Consider the following 18,418-nt stretch of genomic DNA (forward strand, 5'->3'; position numbering starts at 1 on the left):
TCCATAGCAATAAGGCTACCTTCGGGGAATTGTCTAATTTTATCGAGCAGCTTGTTTCTGTTAACCTTTTTGTTACTCATGACAGAGTTATCCATAAGACAAACACAAACTTGAAAAACATTTTTGGCTAAATCGATACCAATAACTTTAATATCCATGATGGAAACCTCCAGAACTATTTGTCAGCTTTAAGCTTGGCATAATACTGCAAGCTTAGGTGCTGAGGCGTCCATCACATCACTACACTGTTTGAGCTATATCTTCAGCAGACGAGAGCATTAGTTGGCTATTGAAGAGCTCCATGACACCTACGACGTGATCAAATAGGGAACTAGAGAAATCTTCCTCGTTCTTATTTTCATCGACAGCAATGGCATCCAACGCTTTGGCTAAAAAGTTAGCATCATGGAATAAATATTTGACCTTCTGCAGTCCATCTTGACTAAAGTTACTTTCATTCATCATCTCTCTGGCATCTTCATATCCAAATAGAGCTGCGATCGAAGCTGAAAGGCCATCAAGACTTATTAAGAGCTCGTCCTCTTTAAGACTTTGATTTAGCATATCCATCAATTGATAAACAACTGGAAAGCGGGTAGATGCCAGAGTTGCCTTATGTATGGCAGCTTGAGAATTAAACCGCAGCTTTTCAACTTCCTCTTTACGTTGTTTACTTTCAAGTTCTACCCGCTCTTTCTCCATATTAGCTAATTTACTTTCAGCATCTAAACGAGCGGCTTTAGCTTTTTGGTCTATATACTCTTTAATCATGTTGCGGCGTTCAGCCTTTTCAAGCTTCTCCTGAATTTCTATTTCAACCTCTTGCTCAAGGAATTTCTTTTCTGGATTAGCTCTAAGATTTTCTTTATTTAGTTCTCTTTGCTTTTGAGCTCGCAAGATATCTAGTCCCACAGCGTGTGAATGCTGAGACAAAGTGGCTTTATCCTGCTTTTTCTTCACCCATAGTGATATCCAAGGAAGTAAGAACAAATAAAATAAGGTAATTAAAAGGGGAATACCTATGAGATCAGCATCAGAGAGTACTTTTGAATACACCATGCTTTCCGACATTGTTTTAATTCTTTCATCAATTTTTTGGCTTCCAAAAAATAGCTTAGCCAGCTTATCCCAGTTGCAGATACACCATGCCACTATAAATGCACCAATGACAGGGTCTTTGCTACGTGTTTTGGTGTTTCCTTTAATTGAAGCCCATATATCATCCAGCACTTGCATAAGAATTCATCCTTAAATAACCCTCTCTTGTTGGTATGAGAGTGTTGGTTATGACTGTATTCAACCACTCTTTACTTGATAAAACTCGGGGGAATAATGGAACATGCAAGCTAATATACTATATCGGAGATACTTTAAGTTATTAATATTTAAAAATATATGACATACACACCACTCTTAGGATTACAGTCAACACCTCAGCAACAGAAGTCCACCATCCCCTGCGAAGTTGCTGAAGGGCGTTGAAGAAAATAGCGTGACGCAGACAGGACGTCTGCGTAGCTTTCGGGGGGAAGGGGCGAATGAAAATCGGTGATTTTCGCGCTTATGAGCGAGAGGCAGGGACTGCCGAACTGGGGCTTTACATGGATGTAAAGCGGATCAATCGGAAGCGTTAGCGATTTTCGAATAAGCACGAAGCCACTAACTAATGCATGTAACTTCGCTAGGGACGCCGGGGGATTTCCAAAAGGGGAATAGGCGATTTTTCCCTCTTGGTCGGGTGTGGGGGTGAAGCCCTACGACGTTGATTTTGACTTTGATTTAAAAAATAAAAACTCGGAGGGGCTTATTAGTAATATAAAAAAGGTGTGACACTGAGCGTGTCACACCTAAATAATTAATATTTAAATTATAAATATCAACAACGAATAATTAGAAGCGATATTCAACACCGATACTGGCTTGATTAAAGTCTGTATCTGTTTTTCCGCCATTGGCGACGCTATCGACATTAATATCTGCATCATACCAAGTGTACTCAGCATTAATTAAAAATCGATCTGTGACTTTAAATGCCACACCAGCGCCGGCGAATACACCTTCACCATCGTCATTGCCAGAAAAACCGACGACGTCATAATCTGTCGAATACCATAACTGACCACCTTTAGCATATAGCTCAACTCGGTCTGCAATGGGAAGCATGACTTTCAGGGCTGCCGTATAACCATCGGTTTCGGCATTGGCTAAACCATTACCATAATCACCAAAGTTAATGTAACTACCTTCAAGAGCAAGGTATTTATTAAACTTATAACCAACAAGACCCTGCATTACATCACTATTATCATCAAAATCATCATCGCCATCGACTTTTAAATAACCGTAGTTAGCGCCGACATAGATTCCGTTTTCTGCGGCATCACTGTTGCTCATGTTATCAGCATGAGAATATGCACTAAAAGAGGCTAAAGAAATAATGGCAGCTAAAGTAAGAATGGGATTTTTCATAAAGTACTCCTAGTTAATTATTTAAATACACTAAGGACATTACAAAAATAATGCCAACCTCGCAAAACCACACTCCGTTCAATATATAAAACAAATAATAGTTTTATTTATCAAAACCATACATAACTTCAAACATTTTAAATTCAAGTTAACTATTTTTATAAAACACATGAAACTTTTTTCATACTTACACTAAAGCCGTGCTAATTCTGTCTTAATGTATTTATTGCCTGTGAAATTGTAACTATTTCATAGGTAACAAAATAAACATACAAAATTATTACATTTAATTAATTCTATTATCATTTATATTGTGCGACTTACTTATTAAAACAAGTTTATTAAAGCAAGCTTTAACGGGAATACTGTGCGGCAGCGTTATAAACAAGAGTTATGGATGACGAACTGATTATTAAGCATGGACGTTATTTGGCAAGGAATATCCCAAAGGGGAACGGTACTTTCCCCTTTTGGTCGACTCTTGATGAAAAATCAGGAGTGAAGCCTACAACTTTAATTTGGCTTTAAATAAAAACAGACTGACAGAGAAGCGAGATTTAACAAGTCACACTGACATTATGAGCAGACCTTCTGTTACCAACCTTCAACAGAAGGTCAAATCTTCACGCAAACAAACAGCGCATTACCTGATGCTAAATCCCACGGGACAATTCTTTCATAATCGTGTTCGAAAACATGCACTTCAAAATAGGGCGCTAACAATTCCTGCAGCTCAGTGAAGCTGGTAGCGACCATAGCATGTTGGTCTTGCCATTGCTCAATACTGTGGACTTCTTGCAAACCTGCGGCGTGTAACCCAGCTTCCAGCGAGCCTAAGCCTTTCATATCAGAGACAGGTAAAGGCGAGACCTCAGCAAACGGCTGACTGCTTTTGGTAATACTCAACTTTAATGACTGTTTCTCACCTTGCCCACTGTAATGCCAGCCGGATTCGAAGGCGAAATGACTACCATCAAACTCGGCAAAATGCTTAACCGAACTTGTGTTATCGATTCTGTGCTTATCGACAGTATTAAAACAAAACAGCCCACCGTCATTAAGTGCGCTATGCACACTGGCGATACAGCTTTTAAGGCGTTCGATGCAAGCACTGTAATGGATGGAATATAAAAAACAGGTAATCAAATCGACGCGCTCTTCTAAATAAAAAGCCGTCATATCTTGGAGGTTAAACTGAGCTTCAGGACAACGACGCATGGCCATGTCTAGCATAGGCTGATTAATATCAAGGCCACTGCACTGATAACCAAGGTCGATAAAATGCCGCACATGTGGACCAGTGCCACAGGCTAAATCAAGATGTTGCTTACCATTATTGCCGAGGAACTGATGCAGACGATGGATACTCGCGCTCTGTTGCTGGTAGTTGATATCGGAACACATTAAATCGTAATAACCGGATAAATCGGTATAGAGCGCGTTGGAAGACATAGTAGCGAATAGGTAACAAGGGCAATTTTAGGTGGCGCATGATATATCAGTTAGCCGATATCAGAAACAAAGAATTATCCATCGAGTCTCAGCACGTGTTATCACTCTAATCGTGCAACGATATCAATCCACCTAACCATTTACTTTGGGGAGTGAAAGCTTAGCTCTTCATAGGAACTCAAATATTCGAGTTGTGGTTTGGCAAAATAATACCCCTGAAAATACTCAATCCCTATTCCAGCGAGATAATTAAGTTCGGCTTCAGTCTCAATGCCTTCGGCCAAAACTCTTGTATTAAGCTCTAAACAAATACGCAGTATTTCATCCACAGCTAACTGCTTTTCTCTATCGAGATCGATATCACGGATCAAGGTCATATCAAGTTTTAATACTTGAGGGCGCAGGGCTTCGAGCCAGCTTAAATCAGCAAAACCACTGCCAAAATCATCGATTGCCGTGATAAAACCACGCTTAACATAGCTCTCGAAGATACGGACTAATTTTGCCCGATCAACAATTTGCTCGCCCTCAGTCACTTCGAACATGATTTTGTGAATATCAAACCCATACATGTCGGCGGCTTCAATCGTCGCGCGGATACAGGTCTCAGGGTTATATACGGCATTAGGTAAAAAGTTGATACTGAGCATCTTATCGAGTCCCAGCTTTGAAGCGGTTTCTATCGCTTTAACACGGCAAGCCTGATCAAAATAGTATTTATTATTTTCATTAATCCGCTCAAACACCCACGCAGCCCCTTCACCATCAGGGCTTCGAACAAGGGCTTCATAACCGCTAATCTCACGACTAGGCCAATGGATAATAGGTTGAAATGCCATTCGAATTTCAAATCCTTATGACTTACCACTTAAGCAATCCATGCAAGTTTGTTGCTTTATTCGAGCGGGAAAATCCATAAACGGCCTCCTGAACATTAACCTTACTAGTGTGAGGATAAATACTTAAATTTGCCAGTTTTTACTGTTCATCATCCTAATAAAATCCATCACATATAGAGTGAAGAATGCTATTTCCAAAAATATAAAACGATTGTAAACGGCATAAAAAAATGGATGAATCCCAATAGGAGCTTCATCCATCACCATATGCCTCTGACTGATTTACTTCAGTTTATAAATCACTTCAACTCTATCTTCTATGCTCACTTGACCATATTGATAGCTCTCGGCGGCGCCCATGGCATCGGCTTTGGCGCTCATGCGTAACATGACAGGTTGCACAGGGCGTTGATCGTAATAACGGATCTGCCAGATCTTACCTAGGTTTTCACCAAAGCCTTTAGCCAAAGATTCGGCTTTTTGTTTGGCATCCACAATCGCGGCTTGACGTGCTTTGGCGACGTATTCAGCTTCTTTGCTCGACTTAAGGGCGATGTTATTGACCCGATTCATGCCCTCTTCTAAGGCTGAATCTAAAATAGCATTCAAGCGGCTTAAGTCTGTTACCGTCACGGTAATTTGGCGACTGGCAGTATAACCCGTCAGCTCTGGCGCTTTATCCTGCACATAGACGTATTGCGGTTGAAGATTTAAATTCGCGCTCTGGATCTGATCTTTAGTCACACCCGCTGCGGTGAGACGGGCGATAAACTTAGCCACGGCGGCATCGGAATTATCTTTGGCGGCTTTAGCGGTTTTTTCGGTCACGGCCACTTCCACATTCACATCCGCCATATCAGGCTCGACTTGGATTTGACTCACACCCATGGTTTCAATATGCGGGAAATCGACCTCAGCGGCGAGTACCGCTGGCGCCATAAACGCGCTAGAAAAAAGACCACCCGCCACCAATACCGCTAAAAGAGAATTTTTCATAACTTACTCCAAAATAATGTGCTTATACCTAAACCACTTCAAATAGAACGCATATTCAAAACGAGACGGCTAAAACGACTGTGTCGCTTATTTAACGCTTAGGCTATCAGTAAAAAGTGCCAATACTTGTGCCAATATGTAACAGCATCAAGAAATTGTCTCTTGCCCCTATAAACGCGACCAATTTTAAAAAGGGTTAATTTTTCTGAAAAAATGTTTAGCGCTTTTTATCCAGATGAGTTCGACCATAGATCTTTGGCCTATCTTCCTATATCCACACCCCAAATAGGCCTTAGGGTTAACTGGCATATTCAGCGCCCCAGTTGTACACTTTTCAGCCAAAGCTACTGTACCTTTTAATCACTTCAGGTATAATCCGCCAACTTTTTTAAGGCGGCTTATACCTCAGCGAGAAACCATGACAGTTGAAACTTTTAAACCCAAGCAAACGACCACGCTTGATATCCCAGTCAAAACACTAGAAGCAGCAAGCACTAATGCTGTTACCACTGGGAATCGCATCGGTTTCGTGTCTTTGGGCTGCCCAAAAAACCTCGTGGATTCAGAGCGTATTCTGACTCAGTTACGCATCGACGGCTACGAAGTCACGAACAGCTACGACAATGCCGACTTAGTTATCGTCAATACCTGCGGCTTTATCGATGCTGCGGTGGAAGAATCTCTGGATGCTGTGCGTGAAGCCTTAGAAGAAAACGGCAAAGTGATCGTCACTGGCTGCCTTGGCGCCAAAGAAAACCAAATCCGCGAAGTGCACCCAGATGTGTTAGAAATCACTGGCCCACACAGCTACGAAGCCGTGTTGAAGCATGTTCACAAGTACGTGCCTAAGCCAGAGCACAACCCTTTCACCTCATTAATCCCACAAACTGGGGTTAAGTTAACGCCTAAGCATTACGCTTATTTAAAGATTTCAGAAGGTTGCGACAACCGTTGTACTTTCTGCATTATTCCTTCGCTACGTGGCGATCTCGACAGCCGTCCAGCGGGCAGCATCTTAGATGAAGCTAAGCGTTTAGTGGAATCAGGCGTACAAGAAATTTTAGTTGTGAGCCAAGACACCTCGGCCTACGGCAAAGACAAAGGCGGTCGTACCGATTTTTGGAACGGTATGCCAGTCAAACAAGACATTACTAGCCTAGCGCGCCAACTAGGTAAAATGGGCGCTTGGGTGCGTCTACATTACATCTACCCATACCCATGGGTTGATGATTTGATCCCGCTAATGGCGGAAGGTTTGATCCTGCCGTATTTGGATATTCCAATGCAGCATGCTAGCCCGCGCATCCTCAAGATGATGAAGCGTCCAGGTCGTGTTGACCGTCAGTTAGAAGCGATTCAACGCTGGCGTGAAATCTGCCCAGATCTAGTGATCCGCTCGACCTTCATCGTCGGCTTCCCAGGTGAAACCGAAGAGGATTTCCAAATCCTGCTCGATTTCTTAAAAGAAGCTCGCCTCGACCGCGTAGGTTGCTTTAAGTATTCTGAAGTGGATGGCGCTGTCGCCAACACCATAGCCGAGCTTATCAGCGAAGAAGTGAAAGAAGACAGATACCACAGATTTATGGAACTCCAAGCCGAGATCAGCGCCGAGCGTTTAGCCCGTTTCGTTGGCCGTACTTTAGATATTCTGATTGACGATGTAGACGAAGAAGGCGCCATTGGCCGCAGCTTCGCCGATGCACCTGAAATCGACGGCATGGTGTTTATCAATGGTGAAACTGAGCTGGAACCCGGTATGTTGGTTCGTGCCCGCATCACCCATTCAGATGAACACGATCTGTGGGCTGAAGTGGTCGACGCTGACACCCAAGACTAAGCTGTTCTGATATAGGACAGGCTATGACTCAAAAAGCGAACCTCTGGTTCGCTTTTTGTTTTTTATCATTCGATGCACCGTAAACATTAACACTGCGAATGCTTCAGCATCCTTACTCCACTGTTTTACCTCACTATTTCTTTCACTTATTTATCAACGGCTAGGCTGTGACGTTATGAATTAAGCATCGGGTCCCAACATCTTATTGGCATCGACCCACAGATCGAACTCTTCTACTGTCACAAACTCAAGTTCTAATGCCGCTTGGCGCAGTGTCTTATGCTCGCTATGGGCTTTTTTGGCTATCTTAGCGGCCTTTTCATAACCGATATGTTGATTCAGCGCCGTCACTAACATGAGTGAATTTTCCACATGCAGCGCGATTTGTGGCTCGTTCGCCACTATGCCGACCACGCAATGATCATTAAACGATTGGCAAGCATCCCCCAATAAGCGCCCCGATTGCAGCACATTGGCAATAATCATCGGCTTAAACACATTGAGCTCAAACTGACCATTGCTGCCGCCAATCCCAACGGCGACATCATTACCCATGATTTGCGCACACACCATAGTCATAGCCTCGACCTGAGTCGGGTTCACTTTTCCCGGCATGATCGACGAACCGGGTTCATTTTCAGGCAGTAATAACTCACCAATACCACAACGCGGGCCAGAACCTAACATCCTAATATCATTTGCGATCTTCATTAAACTGACCGCCGCCAATTTATAGGCCGCCGACAGGGCGACTAATTCATCGTGGGCAGCAAGGGCAGCAAACTTATTCGGCGACGTCACAAAGGGCAAACCCGTGAGTTTTGCAATATTGTCCGCCACCTTAACGGCGTAATCCTTGTGTGTATTTAGCCCTGTGCCGACGGCGGTCGCACCTAAGGCTAACTCGGCCACCCGCTTGAGACTGTGCTCAATGCCTTCGATGGCATGACTTAACTGCGCGGCATAACCCGAAAACTCTTGGCCTAACGTTAACGGTGTTGCATCCATAAAATGCGTGCGACCGATTTTAACAATTTGCGCAAACTCCTCGGCCTTATCCTGCAAGCTCTGCTGCAATAACCTCATGTAGGGCAAAACGAGCTCAACCGCTTGGCGATAGGCGGCAATGTGCATGGCGGTGGGGAAAGTATCGTTGGAGGATTGCGAGCGGTTAACATCATCATTGGGGTGCAAGCATTTAACCGCATCGATAAGTTGCCCACCTGAGAGCACATGGCCGCGATAGGCAATCACCTCATTGACGTTCATATTGGTTTGCGTGCCCGAGCCCGTTTGCCAAATCACTAAAGGAAATTGCGCATCGAGTTCGCCTGCAATCAGCTCATCGCACACTTGGGCAATCAGTTGAGCTTTAGCTTGAGTCAAAGTGCCAAGTTGTTGATTGGTAATGGCGGCGGCTTTCTTTAAATAGCCAAAAGCGTGGATCACTTCGACAGGCATAGATGCCTCAGCACCAATACGAAAGTGCTGCCGCGAACGCTCGGTTTGTGCGCCCCAATAACAGTCGGCGGGGACTTTTACCTCACCCATAGTGTCGTGTTCGATTCGATATTGCTGTGCCATGCGCATCTCCTTCGCTAAAACCCTCTAAGCCTTCACCATACTCGCTCAGGGCGAAAGTACAATTAACCTCCAACAAGGAGTATCAATAATAAGGCTGATTTAAGCGTAAAGATTGGCGTAAAGGCAGGTGGAGGAGCATGAATTGGCAGGATTAACGAGGCACTAACACAGCAGACTAAAACAGCGAACTAAAGCAGTAAAAAAGCAGATTAGCAAAAGCACAGATCTAGAAAGTCAAAAGGGGCATCGCCCTTGTGCTGATGCCCCTTTCGGTTTTGTGCTTTACGGTCGTATGACCCTTTGCCCTTTTTCGCTTTCTCGGTGCGGGTCCTAAACAAGGGACTCGTCACTAACGCTTTTAGTGCGTTATCGGTAATGGTGCCTCGACCACTTTCGTGTTCTAAGGGCATATTTTGCGGTTTTTGCTTAGTCATTTTATGCCTCACTGCTTAATGAAAGTTAAGCCCATAGCCTAACAGCGCAAACTATAACGCAATCAAATCAGATGTACAGAGTTTGTGCACTCCAACATAAAAAATGACTTTGACTAGTAGGAAAGTATGATAGATTATTCAAACAAAAATAATATATTAGCTTAATAATCAATAAGATTTTATTAATAGGTTTAGTGAGTGGACTTTGCCATAACCTTTATTGGCACTCAGGTTACACTTTGTAATCGACAGATAAGGAGATCAATTTGACATCCGTGTTAGTCGCTCAACCTTGGCTCGGCGCACTGCTCTTGCTAATAACGCTTCAAGCCCCGCTTGCCAACGCTTTTTCCAGTTCAGACTCCTGCGTGATGACTATGGGGTATCGCACCAGCGAACGCTTACCCTTTATTGGTGACGAATCCAATAACACGGGATTTTATCACGAACTCTATCAAGCGGCGGCGGACAAGATTGGCTGCAAACTCAATGTGGTGCGCGCACCTAAATTACGTATTCTGCGGGATCTCAAACTCGGCAATATCGATTTTTATCCCGGCCTTAATTTCACCGAAGAGCGGGCTCAATACGCGCATTTTATCCCCAATGGACTTTCACAACGTGCGATTGGCATTAGCCGTGCTGGCGCCGCCGATATTCGCTCCATTGAACAGTTAGCCCATAATGAGATGACCCTCTTAATTGCCCCCGGCAGTTACGACTTTGGCGGCTTACCCGACAAAATCAAGGTACGCAAACCGCCTGAGTTAACCGTCCCTAAAGCCTTGGATTATTTGCTTTCAAACCAAGGGGACTTTTTTATTTATGATCAAACCACTTTGCATTATTACCTTAAAAATCGTGACCAAAGCCAGTTTAAACTCCACTATCACTACAGCGAATTACCTCAGGAAATGTACCTCGGTTTCTCGAAAAAAAGCCGCCACTACCGCGGTAGACACAACCCCAACTATCGCGCTGATATCCCCATCAGCCCAGATAACAGTCCCACAGTGTTAACACCAGATTCTAAAGTCTTTGAATTTGCCAAAGCACTCGCCGCTATGGATTCCCAAGGTGAAACTCAGCGCTTGTATAGCAAGTATTTTGGCTAGCTTAAATCACAAAAAGTACCGCTAACGCAGAGTTCTATTGGACCTTTTATCAATTGAGGTACCAATAAAGAGCTAAGAGAATCATGCCTAACTGATTAAAAAGTGGAAAACTTGTCTTCTGCTTAAGCCATATTCTGATGTTTTAACTCGCTTTGTTACCCTCTGCGACAATATGCCGCACCTGCCACACTGAGATGCTCTTTATAATGCAGCGCAATTAATCCAAGTGAATGGAAGACAATAAGATGGCTGCAAATTCTGCGTATTTATCTCACCCGTTTAAAACTTCAGTAATTTCCTCATCCCTCGCAATCGCCATGGGCTTATCGCTAGCGCCACAGGCCATGGCTGACGACAGCGAATTAGCCAATATTGAACGCTTAGAGGTCCATGGCCAACAGACCGAAAACCGTAACGCATTAGGCTCGGCTGAAAATCTACTGAAAGGGCAAGGAGTCGATTTCTCCGAAGCGGGCGGCGTATCGGCCCTACCTATCCTCAATGGCATGATGGGCGATCGCATCAAAGTGCTGGTTGATGGCGCCGACATTACCGCGTCCTGCGCAAACCAAATGAATCCACCGCTGTCCTATATCTCCGCCAATCAAATCACCGCAGCCGAAGTCATTGCGGGCGTATCGCCAGTCAGTGCCGGTGGAGACAATATTGCGGGCGTGATCAAGGTTAGCAGCCTTAACCCTAAATTTGGTGAAAGCGAGGCTATCAAGTGGAATAGTGGCGATATTTCAACTGGATATCGCAGTGTGAGTGACACCTTATTACTCGGCACCAACGCCACAGTCGCCAGCAAAAATGTCAGCCTTAGCTATCAAGGCGCCTATGAAGATGCCAACAGCTATAAAGATGGCAATGGCGATAAAGTCATAGATACTCTATACCGCGCACAAAACCATGCACTGACCGCCGCATGGCACGATGAGACTCAAGAAGTTGCCATCAAATTGACCCACCAAAATATTCCATTCCAAGGTTTTGCTAACCAATACATGGATATGACGGATAACAAGAGTTACGGTGCCCTCGCCCGTTATCAACTCAAACTCGACGATGACGGTGAATTCAGTGCCCAAGTAAACTGGCACGGCGTGAAACACGAGATGGGCTTTTTCACCCCAGAAAAAACCGGCAAGATGCCAATGAACACTGAAGGTGATGACTACAGCTATCAACTGCACTGGCGCTTGCCAATGGGTGATGACAGCACCTTACTGGTCGGCCAAGAATACTATAGCTACCAGCTCGACGATGTTTGGCCTGCGGTGCCTGGCACTATGATGGCGCCCAATGACTACATCAACATCAACGATGGTGAACGCCGCCGCGCCGCCGTTTATGGCGAATGGCAGCAAGATTTAAGTCAAAGCTGGTGGTTATCGGCGGGTGTTCGCTTTGAGTATGTCACCACCAATACCGGTGAAGTCCAAGCCTATAGCAACATGCCTATGATGGGCATGTCCAATGTCGACGCAGAAGCGGCAAAAGCCTTTAATGCGATGGACAGAAAACGTGATGATAATCTGATCGATGCCACCTTGCTGGCGCGCTATCAATTATCGACTAATCAACAACTTGAGTTTGGTTTAGCCCGCAAGAATCGTGCACCGAATCTATACGAACGTTACAGCTGGGGCCGCGGCACTATGGCGACCACTATGATAGGTTGGTATGGTGATGGTAATGGTTATGTGGGTAATCCGGATCTTAAACCAGAAACCGCCCATACCCTGAGCGCAGCCTACAAATATAACGATGATAGCTGGCAAGTTTCGACCACAGCTTGGTACACAGCAGTGACTGACTATGTCGATGCAGAAGTCATTGGTAGCTTCAATCGCACCAGTTCGCCTGATGGCAAACGCAATATTCTCCAATTCACTAACTTAGATGCCAATCTCTATGGCGCACGTTTTAATGCGCTCTATCAGTTTGCCGAAACCAGCACAGGTAAATGGCAAGTGTTAGGCAAAGTTAATGTAACCCGTGGGGAGCGAGATGAAGGTGATGAACCTTTATATCAAATCAAGCCGTTGCAAACAGAACTGGCACTGCAACATCAGTTAGGTCAATGGGAAAACAGTCTTTCATGGCAATGGGTTGCGACCAAAGATCGCGTAGATGACCGCCGCCTTGAAAATGAAACCGACAGTTACTCCTTACTCAATTTGAACAGCAGCATGAAATGGCAGGATCTGACTGTCACCTTCACCGTGAATAACCTGTTCGACAGCTACTATGAGCTGCCACTGGGCGGCGTGAGTGTGGCGGAATTTAAGGCCGATAATACCAATGGCTTTAACCAGATTGCCGGTGCAGGTCGCTCGTTTGAACTCAGCGCAAGCTATGCGTTTTAACCTTAGCGGTTCATTAGACGAATAGCCGTAATCAGCGCGTTATACAAAAAGGGCAAGCAGATTAAATAGTTAATCGCTTGCCCTTTGTTATTTTAATTCAGTAGCTTAAATATGGATATTAAAACCTAAAGCACTCAGTGCCCAACTCACTGCGCAAACTCTGTGCGCATCTGTGCGCATTAGTTACCTGCAATCTTCATTTCAGATAACAAGATACCGCCGGTGCGAATCGATGAGCGCAGATCAAAATCCTTACTCACGGCTTGCACGCCACGGAACATCTCTTTTAAGTTACCCGCGATAGTGATCTCTTCCACTGGATATTGGATCTCACCGTTTTCAACGTAGAAACCCGCCGCACCACGGGAATAATCGCCCGTTACCATGTTCACGCCTTGGCCCATGACTTCGGTCACAATCAAACCTGTGCCCATGTCTTTCACCAATTCGTCGAAGGTTTGGCCTGTGTGGCCGAGCGTCCAGTTATAAATACCGCCCGCATGGCCCGTGTTGGTTAAGCCTAACTTGCGCGCCGAGTAGCTGGTCAGCAAATAGGTTTCTAACATACCGCGGTCAATAATGCGTCTGTCTTGGGTCGCCACGCCTTCACTGTCGTAGTTCGCACTCGCTAGAGCACCCAGTAAATGTGGCTGCTCTTCGATATTGAACCAATCGGGGAAGATTTGGGTGTTGATCGAATCCAATAAGAAACTGGATTTACGGTATAAACTGCCACCGCTGATCGCACCGATAAAGTGGCCGATTAACCCTGTGGCGATATCTGGCGCTAATAAAATGGGTAAACGCGTCGTCGCGATCTTGCGCGCACCGAGGCGGCTTACTGTCTTCTCTGCGGTCTTTAAACCTACCGTTTCAGGTGCAAGCATCTCGCTGAATTTACGGGCGATAGTGTAATCGTAATCCCGTTGCATATTGCCTTCGCTATCTTCACCGATCACGCTGCAGCTTAAGCTATAACGCGAGCTGCAATAACCGTTTAAGAAACCGTGGCTGTTGCCATACACTTTAACCGCGGTGTGAGCATTGGCACTGGCGCCGTCGGAATTATTGATACGTGGATCGGCATCGAGCGCTGCAGTTTCAGCGCGGATCGCTAGTTGTGCTAACTCATCGGGGGAAATATCTTGTGGATAATACAGTTGAAGATCGCGGATCTGATTTGCCATCAAGGCTTTATCGGCAAGACCACTGAATGGATCAGGAGAAGTATAACGGGCGATATCGTCGGCCGCTTTTACCGCGAGGGCAATGGCCTCTGGACTTAAATCCGACGTCGATGAACTGCCCTTGCAACCATCGCGGTAAACCGTAATTCCTAAGGCACCATCTTTATTAAATTCAACGGTTTCAACTTCTTTTAAACGGGTAGAAACCGACAAACCTTGTTGTTTACTGATCGCCACTTCGGCAGCGTTCGTTCCTAATTTGTTGGCATATTCCAGCGCCACGGCCACCGCATCTTTCAGCGCGCCCAATTCACTATCGATTCTGTTCAAAGACACAAAGCTACTCTTTCGTTGTCGGCAATTGCCGTAGCATAACAAACACAAATCCCATTCACATTAATTATTCGCGGCTGACTTAGGCTTGAGAGCGTATCCTATACCCAAACAACCTGAAGATGCAGGATTCAGCGGGAGTTTAACGCACTTTAGGCAAGGCGGTTATTTGCAGACCTAGCGGGCTAAGTTAAAAATAACCAACACAGCATAAAGTGCGTTAAAACCCGCCGGGACGGAGCGCCTAGGGCACTCCACTTCCGTGTTGCATCAATTCAAAAGGTGGCCGACATTCTGTCATTGATGCGCCTTGAATTGAAGCACCCTAGGCGCTCTGAAACTCGTATCTTCAGGTAGCTTGGGTATAAACACATTCACCTAGGCGATTTTTGGCTGGAGATGTTATTATTAGCCAGTAAATTACTTGAGGTTTTATCTATATGAAGATTGTTGGTGATTCAGAACATTTTAAACAGCCCTACGACATAGATGAAGATTATGTCAGCAGCAAAACAACGGACAAGCGTGATAGTGAAGCCGTGCAAAAAGTCGGTATGGAGCTTGTTTCACTGAGCAAGACTCAGCTAGATAAAATCGAGCTGGATGAGTTTTTGTACGACGCTATCCTGCAAACACGCAAAATCAAAGTCAATACTGAGGCGTATCGTCGCCACATGCAGTATATCGGCAAATTGATGCGTAATTTTGATATTGAGCCAATCAAGGCTTCACTCGCTATCGTGTTGAATAAAAACAACAACGAGACCGCTAAGTTACAAATGTTCGAAAAAATGCGTGAACGCTTACTCACCCAAGGTGATGATGAGATTCAAACTGTCGTCGAGCATTATCCGCAATTAGACAGACAAAAACTGCGTACTTTGGTGCGTCAAGCCACCAAAGAACTGGCCAAAGGCCCTGAATCAAAATCATCTAAAGAGCTGTTTAAATATCTACGCAGCGAAATCCAAGACTAATTAACTTCAGCCCCACAAGGATGTTGCTTATGCGACTTAGCAAAACGTTATGTAGCCTAGCTTTGCTTTTTATTGGACTATTTGGACTCGGGGCCTGTAACGGCCCTGCGGACGAAGATAACGGTGGCACAGATGCCACTGACGGTATCTATAAACTGTCTATCGACTTTAAAACCTTATCGGGTTCTGAATGCGGCAGTGTCACTTCACTCCAAAGTTTCCCTAAAGACACAGGCTTTTGCGCAGTCGCGAAGTTAAAGAAAGGCTCAGCTACAGTGAGCAATCAGAAAGTAGACTTTACGACAGACCTTGGCGTATTAACACCTAATAGCAAACTAACAGACAATAACGGTGAAGCCATTATTATCGTTAGTAATCCTGATTTACTTGTCAATGCAGGGATAATTACTGCAACAACAACCCCAAATGATTCCACAACGGCACTCACAGCTACCCGCAATTTTGAGTTTTTAAGTGCTAGCGATGGTACCTCTCCTGCCGCTCCTAAACTCAGCGCCAGTATTTTAAGCAGCTCAGCCTTAGTCACTCGCTTTAAAGTCGATGAGTCGGTGCAATTACAAGCCATATTGCTCGATAGCGAAAGCAAAGGTATCGAAGGCGCTAAAGTCACCTTTACTGCTGGTTCAGCGGCGCTCAATCCGACCAGTGCGCTGACCAACACTCAAGGTATTGCGCAGGTACCCTATACGCCAAGTGCAACTGAATTAGGGGCAAATGCCTTAACGGTCACTGTGGACTATCAAGGTCAATCGCTGCAAACCAGCAGTTTGTATGAAGTGCTGAGTAAAGATGCCGTCAATCAAGAAGGCACGCTGAAACTCGGCTCATTCAATGGCGCTGACTTTACCGAAAGTAAACTGGCTAGCACCTTAACCGCCGATGCCGATGGCGCATATAAAATCAGCGCAGGCGGTAGTTTTGGTGTAAGTGCAAGTTTAGTATTAGAGGCCAATGACGGCACGGTTACGCGAGTGCAAACACCCTCTTCCATCAGCTTTAGCTCAGATTGCACCACAAACAATAACGCCACACTCGATACCCCAGTTACGACTTTATCGGGTAATGCAAGCTCGACCTTCCAAGACACAAGTTGCAGTGGTAACAGTGGACGTAGCGACCAAATCATCGCCACGACAGTGGCGGGGAATCAAACGCTCACGGCGAATTTCCTATTCACACTGCAACGCCAAACGCTTGCCAGCTTAAGTTTTGAGTCAGCAGAGCCTGCACAAATTCGCATCAAAGGTGCGGGCGGCACAGGTTCAAGCGAATCCTCTTTAGTCAGCTTCAAAGTCACCAGCGCCAATGGCCAACCCGCAGCGCAACAGAAAGTCAGCTTTACCTTAGACACTGTGGTTGGCGGTTTAAGTTTTGCCAATGGCACTGCGAATGCGCAAAGCCTGACTAACTCCCAAGGTATCGCCAGTGTGCGCGTATTATCCGGTACAGTACCCACGCCTGTGCGCGTAGTCGCTACTGCAGTTGATACTGATACTAAAGAAGTCATCACTAGCCAATCAGAGCAACTGACCGTCAATACTGGCTTGCCGCAACAGCTTGGATTTAGTCTATCAACGACAATATTCAATCCAGAAGCAGGTGACTTTAATGGTGAAACTGCAACGATCACCATTCGAGCCTCCGATAGTTTTGGCAATCCAGCGCCCGATGATACTGCTGTCAACTTCACGACAGAAGGTGGCCAGATCCCAACATCATGTTTAACTAAAAATGGGACATGTAGCGTTGTTTGGACTTCACAAACTGCACGAGTACCCGATCACCGCATCACGATTCTCGCTTATGCCTTAGGTCACGAAACCTTCTTCGATACCAATGGCAATAACATCTTTGATGATGCTGATGTTAGTAAAGACATCAATGGCACGCCTGTGCCTGACTTGGCTTGTTTAACGAATTCAGGCGTTGTGAAAAAATGCACAGGCAATGGTATGGACATCGAAGCCTATCTTCCTAGTGGTTTTAGTGATCTAGGTGATGCGTTTAGGGATGACAATGAAGATGGCATTAGGAATTCAGCCGAACCATTTTGGAATACTCAAGCAAAAGAATATAGTTTTGCCGATGGTAAATTTAACGGTCCACAATGCGAAAGCGCACTCTGCGGCAAAGGCCAAGCCAATAAAACCTATATCCGCAAAGCCTTAGTAATGAGCATGTCAGGCTCACAGGCTTATATCAGTGTGATGCAAGACGGTGTGTTATTGCCGAGTGTGAATGACATCAAGCCTGTGGCCGTTGGTGCTAGTTCTGAGTTTGTAGTATTTGTCCACGACAGTGCGAATCAAATCATGCCAGCTCAGACAAGTATCGAACTTTGCGTGGATTGTGCTGGAACGCCTAAAACCTTCGAGGTTCCCAATACTGTGTATGCGAAAGGCAGTCTAGGTTCACCACTGAAATTTACGGCATCGGCCAACACCAGCGTATCGGTGAAAGTCACGACCCCTAAAAATGTGGTCACTGATAACTTAGGTTTCACAGTGCCATCGCTTTAAAACGTGATTAAGCAAACTAAAAAGACCCGCGAATGCGTAATGCCGATCAGTTAAGACAGATCGCTTGACGATCTCGCTGAAAAGATCAAAATCCGATGACCTCATGTCATCGGATTTTTTTATGCAACTCTCAGAAGCACTCGCCCGTACTCATATTACCCGCCTAACCGAATTCACCTGCTTAGCAGATGTGTTAGAACCTGAGTTAATTCAATCTTGCCTAGACTCTCAGGGCGTTGCGACGTTAAGACGGCGTAAATTGCCGATGGACGCGATGATTTGG

Annotated in this window: 14 protein-coding genes and 1 pseudogene; 6 read left to right on the forward strand and 9 right to left on the reverse strand. The window is 45.2% G+C overall.

What is annotated here, in order from left to right; all coding sequences use genetic code 11:
• The 6 genes and pseudogenes from L5M11_RS22485 to L5M11_RS22510 form a co-directional block, all read right to left on the reverse strand.
• Positions 1-158, reverse strand: a pseudogene (locus L5M11_RS22485) (IS110 family transposase); the annotation flags it as partial.
• An 82-nt stretch (positions 159-240) separates the two neighbouring features.
• A complete protein-coding gene (locus L5M11_RS22490; RefSeq protein WP_263193304.1) occupies positions 241-1,236 on the reverse strand; it encodes a hypothetical protein in 996 nt (331 codons plus the stop codon).
• A gap of 654 nt (positions 1,237-1,890) precedes the next feature.
• Positions 1,891-2,469 (reverse strand): porin family protein, encoded by a 579-nt coding sequence (locus L5M11_RS22495; protein WP_105251308.1) that lies wholly within the window; start codon positions 2,467-2,469, stop codon positions 1,891-1,893.
• 615 nt (positions 2,470-3,084) lie between these two features.
• Positions 3,085-3,921, reverse strand: a complete 837-nt coding sequence (locus L5M11_RS22500) for a class I SAM-dependent DNA methyltransferase (protein ID WP_263193306.1) — start codon at positions 3,919-3,921, stop codon at positions 3,085-3,087.
• Positions 3,922-4,061: 140 nt separating this feature from the next.
• On the reverse strand, positions 4,062-4,760 hold the full coding sequence (locus tag L5M11_RS22505) for an EAL domain-containing protein (protein WP_263193307.1): 699 nt from the start codon (positions 4,758-4,760) through the stop codon (positions 4,062-4,064).
• Between the two features lie 282 nt (positions 4,761-5,042).
• The gene (locus tag L5M11_RS22510; RefSeq protein WP_006083233.1) at positions 5,043-5,756 is read right to left on the reverse strand and encodes an oxidative stress defense protein; all 714 of its coding nucleotides are present in this window, start codon (positions 5,754-5,756) and stop codon (positions 5,043-5,045) included.
• Between the two features lie 418 nt (positions 5,757-6,174).
• On the opposite strand from L5M11_RS22510, the gene rimO reads away from it, so the two are divergent.
• Positions 6,175-7,593: a 30S ribosomal protein S12 methylthiotransferase RimO gene (rimO, locus tag L5M11_RS22515; RefSeq protein WP_198573078.1), complete on the forward strand. Its 1,419-nt coding sequence runs from the start codon at positions 6,175-6,177 to the stop codon at positions 7,591-7,593.
• Positions 7,594-7,773: 180 nt separating this feature from the next.
• Here rimO and fumC read toward each other — a convergent pair whose 3' ends face one another.
• Complete coding sequence (gene fumC, locus L5M11_RS22520; protein WP_263193309.1) at positions 7,774-9,177, reverse strand: class II fumarate hydratase; 1,404 nt, start codon at positions 9,175-9,177, stop codon at positions 7,774-7,776.
• A 209-nt stretch (positions 9,178-9,386) separates the two neighbouring features.
• Positions 9,387-9,611: a ribosome alternative rescue factor ArfA gene (locus L5M11_RS22525; protein ID WP_263193310.1), complete on the reverse strand. Its 225-nt coding sequence runs from the start codon at positions 9,609-9,611 to the stop codon at positions 9,387-9,389.
• A 266-nt stretch (positions 9,612-9,877) separates the two neighbouring features.
• On the opposite strand from L5M11_RS22525, the gene L5M11_RS22530 reads away from it, so the two are divergent.
• Together L5M11_RS22530 and L5M11_RS22535 are read left to right on the forward strand one after the other, a co-directional pair.
• The gene (locus L5M11_RS22530; RefSeq protein ID WP_317629548.1) at positions 9,878-10,726 is read left to right on the forward strand and encodes a substrate-binding periplasmic protein; all 849 of its coding nucleotides are present in this window, start codon (positions 9,878-9,880) and stop codon (positions 10,724-10,726) included.
• 245 nt (positions 10,727-10,971) lie between these two features.
• The gene (locus L5M11_RS22535; protein ID WP_263193311.1) at positions 10,972-13,098 is read left to right on the forward strand and encodes a TonB-dependent receptor; all 2,127 of its coding nucleotides are present in this window, start codon (positions 10,972-10,974) and stop codon (positions 13,096-13,098) included.
• 179 nt (positions 13,099-13,277) lie between these two features.
• On the opposite strand, the gene pmbA is transcribed toward L5M11_RS22535, so the two are convergent.
• A complete protein-coding gene (gene pmbA, locus L5M11_RS22540; protein ID WP_105251299.1) occupies positions 13,278-14,621 on the reverse strand; it encodes a metalloprotease PmbA in 1,344 nt (447 codons plus the stop codon).
• A 437-nt stretch (positions 14,622-15,058) separates the two neighbouring features.
• On the opposite strand from pmbA, the gene yjgA reads away from it, so the two are divergent.
• The 3 genes from yjgA to L5M11_RS22555 all read left to right on the forward strand — a co-directional run.
• A complete protein-coding gene (gene yjgA, locus L5M11_RS22545; RefSeq protein ID WP_105251298.1) occupies positions 15,059-15,595 on the forward strand; it encodes a ribosome biogenesis factor YjgA in 537 nt (178 codons plus the stop codon).
• A gap of 29 nt (positions 15,596-15,624) precedes the next feature.
• Positions 15,625-18,135 (forward strand): Ig-like domain-containing protein, encoded by a 2,511-nt coding sequence (locus L5M11_RS22550; RefSeq protein WP_263193313.1) that lies wholly within the window; start codon positions 15,625-15,627, stop codon positions 18,133-18,135.
• 103 nt (positions 18,136-18,238) lie between these two features.
• Positions 18,239-18,418 (forward strand): transposase domain-containing protein (locus L5M11_RS22555; RefSeq protein WP_263142523.1); only part of this gene is annotated, 180 nt, incomplete at its 3' end.

It is taken from the genome of Shewanella sp. SM87 (genome assembly GCF_025653705.1).
In the GTDB taxonomy this organism is placed as follows: Bacteria; Pseudomonadota; Gammaproteobacteria; order Enterobacterales; family Shewanellaceae; genus Shewanella; species Shewanella oncorhynchi.